13 protein-coding genes are annotated in these 13220 nt (G+C 43.1%); 5 read left to right on the top strand and 8 right to left on the bottom strand.

Going from position 1 to position 13220, the window contains the following annotated elements; all coding sequences use genetic code 11:
• Positions 1-462: 462 nt before the first annotated feature.
• Positions 463-873: a hypothetical protein gene (locus IE164_RS17650; protein WP_189631603.1), complete on the top strand. Its 411-nt coding sequence runs from the start codon at positions 463-465 to the stop codon at positions 871-873.
• A gap of 79 nt (positions 874-952) precedes the next feature.
• On the opposite strand, the gene IE164_RS17655 is transcribed toward IE164_RS17650, so the two are convergent.
• From IE164_RS17655 to queA, 7 genes are all read right to left on the bottom strand, one after another.
• On the bottom strand, positions 953-1717 hold the full coding sequence (locus tag IE164_RS17655) for a 3-keto-disaccharide hydrolase (protein ID WP_189631604.1): 765 nt from the start codon (positions 1715-1717) through the stop codon (positions 953-955).
• A gap of 1 nt (position 1718) precedes the next feature.
• Positions 1719-2768 carry a sugar phosphate isomerase/epimerase family protein gene (locus IE164_RS17660; RefSeq protein ID WP_189631605.1) on the bottom strand — a complete coding sequence of 350 codons (1050 nt, stop codon included), beginning with the start codon at positions 2766-2768 and terminating at the stop codon, positions 1719-1721.
• 4 nt (positions 2769-2772) lie between these two features.
• Positions 2773-3918 (bottom strand): Gfo/Idh/MocA family protein, encoded by a 1146-nt coding sequence (locus IE164_RS17665; protein ID WP_189631606.1) that lies wholly within the window; start codon positions 3916-3918, stop codon positions 2773-2775.
• Positions 3919-3937: 19 nt separating this feature from the next.
• Positions 3938-5173 carry a nucleoside permease gene (locus IE164_RS17670; protein WP_189631607.1) on the bottom strand — a complete coding sequence of 412 codons (1236 nt, stop codon included), beginning with the start codon at positions 5171-5173 and terminating at the stop codon, positions 3938-3940.
• A 33-nt stretch (positions 5174-5206) separates the two neighbouring features.
• Entirely contained in the window at positions 5207-5992 is a 786-nt protein-coding gene (locus tag IE164_RS17675) for a 3-keto-disaccharide hydrolase (RefSeq protein ID WP_189631608.1), read from the bottom strand.
• 53 nt (positions 5993-6045) lie between these two features.
• Positions 6046-6708 (bottom strand): 2-C-methyl-D-erythritol 4-phosphate cytidylyltransferase, encoded by a 663-nt coding sequence (locus IE164_RS17680; RefSeq protein WP_189631609.1) that lies wholly within the window; start codon positions 6706-6708, stop codon positions 6046-6048.
• Positions 6709-6784: 76 nt separating this feature from the next.
• The gene (gene queA, locus IE164_RS17685) at positions 6785-7831 is read right to left on the bottom strand and encodes a tRNA preQ1(34) S-adenosylmethionine ribosyltransferase-isomerase QueA (protein ID WP_189631610.1); all 1047 of its coding nucleotides are present in this window, start codon (positions 7829-7831) and stop codon (positions 6785-6787) included.
• Between the two features lie 253 nt (positions 7832-8084).
• Here queA and IE164_RS17690 point away from each other — a divergent pair, with 253 nt between their 5' ends.
• Positions 8085-9341, top strand: a complete 1257-nt coding sequence (locus IE164_RS17690) for an ABC transporter permease (protein ID WP_189631611.1) — start codon at positions 8085-8087, stop codon at positions 9339-9341.
• Positions 9342-9461: 120 nt separating this feature from the next.
• On the opposite strand, the gene recA is transcribed toward IE164_RS17690, so the two are convergent.
• Complete coding sequence (gene recA, locus IE164_RS17695; RefSeq protein ID WP_189631612.1) at positions 9462-10478, bottom strand: recombinase RecA; 1017 nt, start codon at positions 10476-10478, stop codon at positions 9462-9464.
• A 96-nt stretch (positions 10479-10574) separates the two neighbouring features.
• Here recA and IE164_RS17700 point away from each other — a divergent pair, with 96 nt between their 5' ends.
• The 3 genes from IE164_RS17700 to IE164_RS17710 all read left to right on the top strand — a co-directional run bounded on the left by IE164_RS17700 (position 10575) and on the right by IE164_RS17710 (position 13220).
• Positions 10575-11615 (top strand): aminopeptidase, encoded by a 1041-nt coding sequence (locus tag IE164_RS17700; RefSeq protein WP_189631613.1) that lies wholly within the window; start codon positions 10575-10577, stop codon positions 11613-11615.
• Positions 11616-11660: 45 nt separating this feature from the next.
• Positions 11661-12467, top strand: coding sequence for a DUF3108 domain-containing protein (locus IE164_RS17705; RefSeq protein WP_189631614.1), 807 nt, complete (start codon positions 11661-11663; stop codon positions 12465-12467).
• 66 nt (positions 12468-12533) lie between these two features.
• A complete protein-coding gene (locus tag IE164_RS17710; protein ID WP_189631615.1) occupies positions 12534-13220 on the top strand; it encodes a response regulator transcription factor in 687 nt (228 codons plus the stop codon).

Consider the following 13220-nt stretch of genomic DNA (forward strand, 5'->3'; position numbering starts at 1 on the left):
ACGATGGCAAGCAAGTCACCATTCAAAGCCTGACCACCACCAAGTTTGTGTTTGGCTTTACCAAAGCCACCGGCCCCACCCGCGCAGGACTGGCCGGTGAATACATCATTACTGTAGAGAAATAGACAATTGACTCAACTGGTTAAAACCCCTTCGATAATCCATGGTTAGAGAAGGGGTTTTCTGCTTATAGCTGGTTCAATGATACCTTTTTATCTCATGCTCTGCACTATGAGATTGTGGTAAGATGAGTTTTTAGTTGAGCTAATGGTAGGGGAATGACTTGTAACCTTCTGTTTTTTAGTGGATTAGATCTTTTGCGTATAAAAGACAGTGGTTTGCGCTATTGGAAGGTTAATTCGCGCACATTCTCAAAATCACCTTTATAATATGGACTACATTGATTAAAAATAGGGGATGCCGAAAACCTTATCGAGTAGGCAATATTAAACACATACGATTATGTCATTATCATCAGGATTACCCAGAATTATTTACAAAAGGGTGTCATTCAAATGTTTTGTAGGCTTTGTGAAGGGAACCATTGAGTTTTCAGTATACGACAATGGGAGTACTACCTTTCCTGCTCTTGCTACCATAGAAACCAATCTGGGTAGCGGAAGTGTTAGTCTGGATCTTTCCGGAAACCAAACTATTAAGAAATCGGCTGCGGGTGTCGATGTTACCGTGGAGATTTCGAAGTGGACTGTTTCTAACGAATCGCTCAGTTTTCATGTGAAAGCTTCCGGTAAGAAGGGGATTTTCAGCTGTACGGTATTCGATGAAACCTTGAAGGGAGACCGTCACAGTGCATCGGAACAAGAAGCCCAAATGAATGAGGTATTTGCCAAAATGGAAGCGGCCAAAGCCTAGTTTCAGCCCAAAAAAAATACCCCCAAACATTGCAGCGTTTGGGGGTAAATGTATAATCCGGGTTTAAGAATTCATCGGTCTACAGTTCCCTCACCCAAATGTTTCTAAACCTCACAGGATTACCATGATCTTGCAGAATGATAGACCCATTGCCGTGGGCAGGGTTTTTAGGTAGGCCTATGTATTCGGTAGTTCCTCTTAAGGCCACATTGTTCTGTACCACAATACCATTATGAATTACTGTAATTGTGCCATCGGCTACTTTAATACCATCTTCATTGAACCGTGGAGCTTTATATATGATGTCATATACGTTCCATTCGCCCGGGGCAACTGTGGCATTCACTAAAGGAATAGACTGCTTGTAAATAGAGGCGGCCTGTCCGTTGGAATATGTTCTGGACTCGTAGCTATCAAGAATTTGAATTTCGTACCTTTCTTGAAGGAAAACTCCCGAATTTCCTCTTCCCTGGCCTTCTCCCACAATTTCTGTGGGCGCACTCCACTCAATATGCAGCTGTATGTCTCCAAACTTTTTGTGAGTCATAATATCACCGGTGCCACGAACTACTTCCATATATCCGTTGGTCACCTTCCAGGCTGCTGCCGAACCATCTTTGCGGCTTTTCCACTCATTTAAGTTGGTGCCGTCAAAAAGCACCACGGCATCAGACGGAGCAGCTCCGTTTTTACCCGGGGTTACTTTTCGGGGTACAGGCTCCCACACCTCTGTGGCTTTTGGGTCGGTAATTTGTGCCGAAAGGCTGACTCCCGTTAAAAGGAGCGTAGCAGCCAACAAACCGGCCTTTTGAAAAATGGTATATCCTGCTTTTGTGTTTTTCATATCAATCAATTCCTAAAAGTTTTCTGAATTCCTCATCGCTAATTCCCGCATCGGCAAAGTCATCGAAGTTCTTTTGCGTAGCTTCAATAATAAATTGGCTAATGTACTCGGCTCCCTCACGGGCTCCTTGCTCAGGAGATTTTATGCAGCACTCCCATTCCAGAACAGCCCAACCATCGTATCCATATTGAGTCATTTTGGAGAAAATGGCTTGAAAATCGACCTGTCCATCACCAATAGAACGGAATCGGCCCGGTCGCTCTCTCCAGTCCTGATAGCCTCCATACACACCAGATTTTCCGGTAGGGTTGTACTCGGCATCTTTAACATGGAACATACCAAAGAACTCGTGGTAGTGGTCTATATAGGCCAGGTAATCGAGTTGTTGTAGAATAAAGTGTGATGGGTCATAGAGAAGCTTTACTCGTTTGTGTTTTCCGGTAGCTTCGTAGAACATTTCGAAAGAGGTTCCATCGTGTAGGTCTTCTCCTGCATGCACTTCATAGCAAAGATCTACTCCATGCTCATCGAAGTGGTTGAGAATGGGTAACCACCGGTTAGCGAGTTCTTTAAACCCTTTTTCGATCAGTCCGGCCGGTCGCTGAGGCCAGTTGTAGAAATAAGGCCAAACCAATGCACCGGAGAAGGTAGCATGTACGTTGAGGCCCAGGTTTTGGCTCGCTTGCGCAGCTTTTTTTACTTGGTCTATGGCCCAGATGTTTCTTTGTTTGGCGTTCATTCCTTTAGGAGCGAACCCTTTAAAAAGCTCCTCATAGGCCGGATGAACGGCCACCAGTTGCCCTTGAAGGTGGGTAGAAAGCTCGCTGACCTCCAAGCCATGTTCGGCCAGGGTGCCTTTGAGTTCGTCACAGTAGGTTTTGCTTTCTGCAGCCTTGTCTAAGTCTATAAGGCGGGTATCCCAAGTGGGTATTTGCACAGCCTTGTACCCTAACTCAGCAGCCCACTGGGCAATGTTCGAGAGGTTGTTGAAGGGGGGCTTGTCGTCTGCAAATTGCGCCAAAAAAATGGCTGGTCCTTTAATCGTTTTCATCATCTCAATCTACAATTTCAGTCCAAACATTGCCATTTCCGGCCGAGGCCAGAACGGCTTCAATAAACTTCATTCCTCTTACTCCATCTCTAATGGTTGGGAAGGCGCCTTCCAGATATGCTTCGCCCCGTATGGCGCGAGCTGTACCGAGGTAGATGTTGGCCATGGAATCGAATATGCCTTCCGGGTGACCGGGAGCCATTTTGGTGCTTATTTTGGCCAGATCTCCGTTGTATTCGTGACCGGGTTTAAGCACCTGTAGGGGTTGCCCTTCTTGTAGAAAATAGAGATAGTTGGGGTTTTCCTGCTCCCATTTTAGCGAGGCTTTGGTGCCATAAACGGCTATGCGTAAATTGTTTTCTTCGGCAGTGGCAATTTGGCTGGCCCGTACCAGACCTTTTGCTCCATTGTCGAATTTACACATGGCCGTTCCATCAATGTCTAGCGGATTATCTTCATAAAGAGTGTCTACATCGGCAAGAACCTTCAGGGTTTTTAGACCTGTGGTATACTCAATCATATTGAAAGCGTGTACTCCAATGTCGCCCATACAACAGCTTTGCCCTGCTTTAGCAGGATCTAGTCTCCACACGGTGGCTCGTTTGTCCTTGTCGTGTATAACAGGGTTAATCCATCCCTGATAGTACTGGGCATCTACCTTCTGAATTTTTCCCAGCGCTCCTTGGGCTATCATGGTTTTCATTTGTCGCACCATAGGGTAGCCGGTGTAGGTGTGAGTCAGGGTAAACACAACTTTGTGTTTGTGAACCAGTTCTTCTAACTCAATGGCTTCTGCCGCAGTGTTGGTAACAGGTTTTTCACAAATTACGTGAAAGCCTGCTTGAATGAGTTGCTTGGCCATGGGATAGTGCAGGAAGTTTGGGGTAACCACTACCACGGCTTCAATGCGTTCGTTTTCCGGCAAGGCCAGCTCTTTTTCTATAAAAGTATCGATGTTGGGATAGGTACGTGCAGGGTCTAGCTCCAGCTTATTGGCAAATTCGAGAGCACTCTCATAATTGGAGTCAAATGCTCCACCAATGAGTGTGTACTCTTCGCCCATGTAGGCAGCTATTCTGTGCACAATACCGATGAAGGAGTTAAGTCCTCCACCAATCATACCCAATCTTATTTTTCTGTGTTTTGACATGTATTAATCGCGTTTCAGTTTATGCTTTTTTATACTCTATAGTTTCGTTTTTAAATACCAGGGCGAATAAAATGAATACCAGGGCAGAGAAGGCTGCCGGAAGAATCCAGATGCTTTCCCAGGTATGGTCGCCTGTTGCCGTGGTGTAATACTCGGAAATTTGACCGGCTGCCCAAAAACCAATGAGCATACCTACACCGTAGGTAGCCAGTGTAATAAGACCCTGGGCAGAACTCTTATACTTGTTGCCAGCCTTGGAATCGGTATAGATTTGACCCGACACAAAGAAAAAGTCATAACATATACCATGAAGGGCTATTCCCAACAGGAGCATCCATACGCCACTGTCGGCATTGCCATAGGCAAAAAGTACGTAGCGTAGAGCCCAGGCCAGCATACCGAACAACAGAGTTTTCTTAATGCCATACCGGGTAAGAAATACCGGTAGAAGTAACATAAATACTACTTCAGAGATTTGTCCGAGAGTCATTTTTCCGGTGGCATTGGCAACTCCTATCTCAGTAAGGAAGGGGTTGGCATTTTGATAGTAGAAAGCCAGCGGAATGCAAATTAGAATTGATGAAAAGAAGAAAACCGCAAAATTTCTATTGTTAATGAGCTTTAGGGCGTCTAGTCCGAGTATTTCACAAATAGAGGCCTTTTTAGATTTATCTACTACTGGAGGTGTTTTAGGAAGAGTGAAACTGAATAGCCCAAGTGCTCCAGAGGCTATGGCTGTCATATAAAAGGTGTTCTTTAATAACCCTTCTGAGATTGAGGCTTCAGAATCCCATGAGAATACATAACTAATTACCAAGCCGGCTACAATCCATCCAATAGTGCCGAATACTCTGATTTTCGAAAACTGTTTAGAGGGGTCTTGCATAGTTCTGAATGCCACAGAATTTACAAGAGCCAGAGTGGGCATATATAAAATCATGTAGCCCAATACATAGGGATAGAATGTGGTAAAGTCATTGGTTTCAGCCATCTGATACATCAGGAATGCCCCAATGAGGTGTAAAACTCCAAGAATCCGCTCAGCATTGAAATATCGATCGGCAATAAGACCAATAATAAATGGAGCGATAATAGCTCCCCAAGATTGAGTTGAGAAGGCTTGAGCGATTTGGCCATCAGTGGCATTAATGTTATTGCCTAAAAAAGTCCCTAGGGTTACAAACCACCCTCCCCAAATAAAAAATTGGAGGAACATCATGACGCTCAGTCGTATAGTGATTCCTGTCTGATTCATAGTTGTAGGTTTAGCGTATTGTTTTTAGTCGGATTAATTTTCAAGTTCTTTAATCATCACCTTTCTGAATTGAATGGGGTGACTTTCGCTTTGTAGAGCTATGTAACCACTTTTAAGCGGTTGTCCATCCGGTTTTGCTTCCGGTAAAAAATTGGCTACCATACTGCCCCCAATGGTTGGGTTTTGGTAGCGTATAATGGTGTCTCCATTTATAATATGGGCAATTTCTTTGTCTTCCCTCACCAAAATATCCATGGTTACCCATTGGTCGCCATCGAAGGTTGGAGCATTGGCGTTTATGCAATGATTTTCAATTAATTGTCCGTCCATTTCTACATGTGTTCCCGGAGTACACAGGTTTCCTGTAGGCCTTGGCCCCTCACCTAATCCGCCCAAAAACTGGGCTTCTAGTGAGATGGGAAAATCTTGCTGTTCTTGCATGGTGTAAGGGTCTTGTGAGTGAAGCATCACTCCACTATTACGCAATGCCCATGCGGCTCCACCTTCCACTTGTTCACCAACAAAGCGATACTCTACCCTGAGCAGGTAGTTAGAAAAAGGTTTTTCATAAAAGAGATGACCAAAACGATTATCGAAGCGGTAGTAGTTTTCATATGAAACGGTCAGTAGGCCATCTTCTACCCGAAAGGTTTCTCCGTAGTTTTCACCGGTCGGGTAGCCGGTAATTTTAGGTATCCACCCTTCCAAGTCCTTGCCATTGAATAGGTTAACCCATTCATTCTCTTTTGTTGAGGTACAGTTTAGGGTGATAAAGGTTAGGGCCACCCAGAGTATTGAGGTAGATTTAGCGCGTTTCATGTCCAATTTGAAGGCAATAAGTTAGCTAAAATCTGCTTCTTATCAAGCCAACTTTATACGTTGAGGAACGATTGAGCTATAAGTAAATCTTCCGGAGTGGTGATTTTAATGTTTTTGTAGTTCCCCTCTATTAAATGAACGGCATGGCCTGCTGCTTCCAATACGGAAGCATCGTCTGTAAATGATGTGTTGTATGGCTGCTCAAATGCTTTTTTGATTAGCCGTAGCTGAAAGGTTTGCGGAGTTTGAATAAGCCTGAATTGGTTTCGATCTTCTTGTTGGTTGCCGGAATGATCAACACTTCGAATGGAGTCTTTCAGCGGTATAGAGGCTACAGCAGAGCCTTTGGCATAAGCAATTTCATAGCTTTTCCTTATAATGTTCCGGTCAACTAAAGGCCTCACACCGTCATGGATGGCCACAAGACCGTCACTTTCTGCAATGGTGTTTAACCCATTTTGTACAGAGTGGAATCTTTCTTTACCACCTTTTACCAGTTGATGAGGAACGTCAAACCTGTGGGTGGCAACCAGCTGATTCCAATGGTCTGTCTGATGGTCGGGGAGAACTAACAGTATTTTAATATCATCGAAATGAAAAGCTTTAAGGGTGTGCATGAGTATGGGTAGCCCCTGAAGTGCTATAAATTGTTTGGGGAGTTCTGCCCCCATCCTTTTTCCACTACCGCCTGCGACTATTACTGCAAACTTTTGCATAGAGCAATTATAAAGAAAAAAGCCTTCTCCTCCGGCTATTGGGAAGAGAAGGCTTAGAATTATAAGGTCTTGATGATTAAATAATCAGCATAGCATCGCCATAGCTAAAGAACCTGTATTTTTCTTTAATAGCCACCTGATAGGCGTTCATGATATTTTCGTAGCCACCAAAAGCTGCTGCTTGCATAAGCAGGGTAGATTCGGGCAGGTGGAAGTTCGTTACCAGTGCATTACAAATCTTAAACTCGTAAGGAGGGAAGATGAATTTATCTGTCCAGGCCGAGTTAGGCTTAAGTCTTCCTCCGGCTGAAACGGACGATTCCAATGCTCTCATGGAAGTGGTTCCAATGGAGCAAACCCTTTTCTTTTCGTCCAGAGCTCTGTTCACCAAATTGGCTGTTTTTTCTCCTATGGTGTAATTCTCAGAGTCCATTTTATGCTTTGTGAGGTCTTCCACATCAACGGGACGGAAAGTTCCTAAACCAATGTGCAGCGTAATAGGGGTTACGTCAATTCCTTTAATTTCCAGTCTTTTTAATACCTGCATGGTAAAGTGCAAGCCGGCTACAGGAGCTGCCACAGCACCCACATGCTTAGCATAAATGGTCTGAAAGCGTTCTCTGTCTTCCGGTTCTGTTTCTCTGGGAATAACGCGGGGCAACGGAGTTTCACCCAAGGTGTCTATGGTTTTGTAGAACTCCTCATCACTACCGTCAAACAGGAAACGGATAGTTCTTCCTCGGGAGGTGGTATTGTCTATAACTTCTGCCACTAGTTCTCCTTCACCAAAATAGAGCTTGTTGCCTACTCTGATTTTTCTGGCTGGGTCAACCAATACATCCCAAAGGTGCATTTCCTGATTGAGCTCCCTCAAGAGGAAAACTTCAATTTGAGCACCGGTTTTCTCTTTTTGGCCATAAAGCCTAGCAGGGAAAACCTTGGTGTCATTGTTCACCATAACGTCACCTTCATCGAAATACTCCACAATGTCTTTAAAAACCTTGTGTTCAATTTCTCCTGTGTCGCGGTGCAACACCATTAACCTGGATTCGTCTCTGTTTTCTGCTGGGTATTTGGCAATTCGGTCTTGAGGTAACTCAAACTTGAATGCCGATAATTTCATTTTCTCGATACTCAATTCTCCTGTCTTTTGAAATAGCTGGCAAAGATAAAAATAAATGATTGAGCTTCATAAGGTAAGCCCTGTTAATGCGAATATATGGCATAGAAATTAATTTTCATGCGCCTCCCACTTAACCGTGATAACTTCCATTCGCTGGCTCTTTTCCTTTTTTTAACCATTAATGGTTTGAGCGTGTTTACTTTTTCAAATTCTTTACGTTGCATAAGTAACCACAAAAACCAATTTCAGGCCAATGCGCATCGGTATATTTTTGAAGTTAATGGGTGAAAGTATTCGCTTTGCCCTTCAGGTCTTAACCACCAATCTGCTTAGAACAACACTTTCGCTATTGGGAGTAACTATTGGGATAATGCTCATTATCTCTGTGTTTACTATGGTGGACTCCCTGGAAAAGAACATTAAGGATAGCTTCAATTTTCTTGGCTCTAATGTGGTTACCGTTAATAAATTTTCATTTGTAAATGCTGATCCTAACATCCCATGGTATGTTTATTTCAGAAGGCCAAACAATACTTATGCAGAGTATGAATACCTTAACTCTAACCTGAGAAATGCATCTCACGTAACCGTTTTTGCCAATAGATCTACAACAGTTAAGTTCAGGAGTAGTAGCATGTCTCAGATAGATATAATGGGTGTTGGAGAGGCTTATGAGAATGTTTACGCGCTGAATATTGAGCTCGGAAGATATTTTAGTCTCAGGGAGATAGAATCGGGAAGAAACGTGGCTCTGATAGGGCACGAAGTAGCTCAAACTCTATTTCAAAACATAGATCCTATTGGAAAGGAGATTAAAGTAATGGGGCAGAAGTTGGTTGTGGTAGGAGTTCTGGAAAAAGAGGGTAAGAGTTTGTTGGGGACACCGAGTAGTGATGAAAGAGTATATATTCCCTTCAAGATGTTTACCAAAATGTATTATGTAGGAAGGCAAGGAACCAACCCTACCATAGCAGTTAAAGGTACCGAGGACGACATAGGTTTGGTGAATTTACAGAATGAAATGGAGGGAATGCTACGTAAGATTCGGGGGCTGAAGCCCAAAGACGAGGCCAACTTTGAACTGAATCGGCCTGAAGCTATCGCTGATGCAATTAGTGGCGTTTTTGATATTGTTGGTTATGCAGGATGGATTATTGGGGGCTTTTCCATATTAGTAGGGGGCTTCGGTATTATGAACATTATGTTCGTATCTGTGCAAGAGCGCACTAAGATTATAGGTATTCAAAAATCATTGGGGGCCAAAAACTACTTTATACTATTTCAGTTTTTGTTCGAGTCTATTTTCCTCTGTTTAATTGGAGGGGCCATAGGTGTGTTTATTGTTTATTTACTCACATTTATTCCTTTTGGAGCACTAGAAGTTCAGTTAACATTAAAGAACATTCTTCTGGGTGTGGTTGTCTCATCTATTATAGGTGTAGCTTCGGGAATAATTCCTTCGGCCAAGGCTGCCAGACTCGATCCGGTAGATGCCATGAGGGCTGCTTAAACCAAAATTGGTTTAAAACAGTAGAGGTTGCTTTAAAGTCTTTCATTTGTGCCTGTAGATTTTACGGTACAGAAAGCTCTAAGGCAACCTCTAATTCTTTTAGTAAAAACTTGGAGGTGGTTACTCCTTTTCTACAGCCACTTCGCCATTAATGTGGGCCTTTATTTTACCTTCTAACTCTTCGGCTAGTTCCGGGTTGTCTTCAATCAGCGATTTCACAGAGTCGCGTCCCTGACCCAGCTTTTCATTCTCATAAGAGAACCAACTTCCCGATTTTTTTATAATGCCCAGTTCTACACCAATGTCCAGGATTTCTCCCGATTTGGAAATGCCCTGACCATACATAATATCGAACTCAACCACTTTAAAAGGAGGTGCAACTTTGTTTTTTACCACTTTTACCCGGGTTCGGTTGCCCATTACATTGTCAGCACTTTCTTTAATCTGGCCTATTCTTCGAATATCTAGTCTTACTGAAGAATAAAACTTGAGTGCGTTACCTCCGGTAGTGGTTTCAGGGTTACCAAACATTACCCCAATTTTCTCTCTTAATTGGTTAATGAAAATACAGGCGCACCCTGTTTTGTTAATTGTTCCAGTAAGCTTTCTCAGGGCTTGAGACATCAGACGTGCCTGGAGCCCCATTTTGCTGTCGCCCATTTCTCCTTCCAGCTCACCTTTAGGTACCAGAGCAGCCACTGAGTCAATAACAATAATGTCTATGGCTCCGGAGCGAATCAGGTGCTCGGCAATTTCTAAGGCCTGTTCGCCATTGTCGGGCTGGGCTATCAGTAGGTTTTCGGTATCAATGCCCAGTTTTTCAGCATAGGTTTTGTCAAAAGCATGCTCAGCATCGATAAAGGCAGCCAAACCACCTTTCTTCTGTGCTTCGGCAATACAGTGCATGGTGAGTGTCGTTTTTCCGGAAGATTCGGGGCCGTAAATCTCAATAATCCGGCCTCTTGGAATACCTCCAATGCCCAAGGCAATATCGAGCCCTAAAGAGCCTGTTGGTATAGAAGGTAGGTCCACTACTTTATCATCACTTAATTTCATTACTGCTCCCTTGCCATAGGTCTTTTCTAGTTTGTCTATGGTGAGCTGCAGTGCTTTTAGTTTTTCCGATTTATCACTCATGTTAATTACTGGGGTATGTCTTTTAGGAATAGTCTGTGAAGATAGCAGTAAAGCCCGCAATACACAACCATATAATCTTTGTAATTTCGCAAGCCCATGAAGGTCAAAAAAATATTGAAGTGGATAGGCCTGAGTCTTATAGCGGCTCTGGTGGTTTTAGCCATATTATACTGGCAGCTGATTGGCTATGGATGGCTTCAATTAAAAGGTCAGTTGCGTGTCATTCAACAGGCCATACCGTTGGAAGAGTTTATGGCTTTGCCAACCACTACCGATGCTGAGCGGGAAAAGGTGCAAATAATTTTGGAGGCCAAAGCTTTTGCCTTTGAGCAACTGGGTATCAATTATTCAGAGAATTACTCCACTATATACGATCAGCAGGGAAAGCCATCTATGTATGTAGTAACCGCCTGCGATCCGTACTTTTTTAAGCCGCGGATGTGGCATTTCCCGGTGGTGGGTAGTGTGCCGTACAAAGGGTTTTTCGATTTGGAAAAAGCTAGGGCCGAAGCCACAAAGATCAAAGAAAATGAAAACCTGGAAGTCGATATTCGAACAGCCGGAGGCTGGTCTACTTTAGGCTGGTTCAAAGACCCCGTGTTATCCAATATGCTCAGGCGCTCCGAAGGAGACCTGGCCAGTCTTATAATTCATGAGCTTACCCATGGCACCTTGTTCGTTAAAGATTCCGTTACCTTCAACGAAAACCTGGCTTCTTTCATAGGAGATAAAGGAGCTATACTTTTTCTGGAACAGAAGTATGGCAAAAATGCCCGGCAGGTAGAAGAGTTCAAACAAAGTTTGAATGATGAACTGATTTTTAAAGACTACATGCTTCGTGCTGCCCAACACCTGGACTCGGTTTACAGGGCTATAAAAAATGAACCTATCGAGACTAAAGAACAGCTCAAAAGAGAGGCTTTAACCAAAATCAGGGGTAATTATGACACGCTCACTTTCCAATCAGATCGTTATGCGGGTTACTTCAATGACTTTGTGCCGAAAAACACATTTTTTATGTCTATGTTGAGATACAATAGCCAGCAAGAGCTTTTAGAACAGCAATTGCAACAAGAATTTAACGGAGATTTACTGGCCTATTTGACTTATCTGAAAAAACGCTTTCCTTCGTTGTAGCAAAAAATGGTATGGCATTTGACAAGTAGAGGGTAAAATTCAGTAATGAAGAAGACTTACATAATTGGTTGCTTGTTTTTTCTATTGACCTCTGCTTATGGTCAGGGATACCAGCTTTCTAAAGAGACGCCATTTCAACCCGGAGAAAAAATAGAGCTCAAAGCCTCTGTTGGGTTTATTAGAGCTGCTGAAGCTACTTTCTCGGTTAGTGATGTTATTTATACCATAAATAATAAGCCCACCTGGAAAATCGATATCAATGCTAAAACGGTAGGCGTTTTTGATTTCTTCTCTTCGGTGAGAGATAATTGGGGAACATATTACGATACCACTCAGCTTGTGCCTCAACAGTTCTACCGGTACATAAAAGAAGGGCGATTCAGAAAAAATGAGATCCTTTATTTCGACCATAAAAATGATAAAGTAACAGTTGCCAAACTGCACAAAGAAACCCGAAGGTTGGAAAAAACCTTTGAGCACAACATTCCCCATAATGTGCAGGATATGGTGAGTGGGTATTACTATCTCAGGGCTATAGATTTTTCCAAGATTAAGGAAGGAGAAGTGATCACCATTAATACTTTCTTTGACGACAAGGAGAAACCATTTAAAGTGAAGTTTGTAGGCAGAGAAGTAATCGACACCAAGTATGGTAATATTAAAGCAATTGTGTTGGTGCCAATGATGAAAAAAGATAGCCTTTTCGTAGAAGATAATACGCTTAAGGTGTGGCTTTCAGATGATTTGAATAAGATTCCTTTAAAGTTTCAGGCCAAAATTTATGTGGGCTACTTGAGTGTGGAGCTTCTTAATATTGAAAACCTCAAACACCCTCTGGCCATTGTCGAGTAAACAATCAGATTCAACTTGATTAAAAGCTTGTAAATAGTATATCTTTGAACAATCAAAAAACAACCCATGGCAAACAAGCAAAGCCCCAAAGTTTTGGTGGTAGATGACGACCCGGATATTCTGGAGCTTCTCAAATACAACCTCAAAAAAGAAGGCTACGATGTTGAAACTGCCGAAGACGGTATAAAAGGGGTTTCACTAGCCAAAAGATTTTCTCCTGAACTTATTTTGTTAGACATAATGATGCCTCAGCAAGATGGCGTTGAAACCTGTCGGCAAATCAGGGAAATTCCGGAAATGTCCGATACGCACATCATTTTCCTCACGGCCAGAGCAGAGGAGTATTCTGAGGTGGCAGCGTTTGAGGCCGGGGCCGATGATTACATTACCAAGCCCATAAAGCCGCGGGCACTGATGAGCCGCATTAGCGCATTGTTTAGAAAGGACAGTAAGAACAAGTCAAAGCCTCAGGTTGTGGCCGGAAAATTAACTATCGATCGGTCTAGCTACACCGTTACAGCCGATGGCAACCAGTTTACCCTGCCTAAAAAAGAGTTTGAACTGCTTTATTTTCTTGCGCAAAACCCCAACAAGGTGTATAGCAGAGACGAACTGCTACAGAACATTTGGGGAACAGATGTGTATGTATTGGCCAGAACGGTAGATGTACACATTAGAAAAGTGCGCGAAAAGATTGGAGATGGCTACATCTCAACCGTCAAAGGAGTTGGCTATAAGTTCGAAGTCAATTAA

The sequence above is a fragment of the Roseivirga thermotolerans genome, from assembly GCF_014653175.1.
Lineage (GTDB): Bacteria > Bacteroidota > Bacteroidia > Cytophagales > Cyclobacteriaceae > Roseivirga > Roseivirga thermotolerans.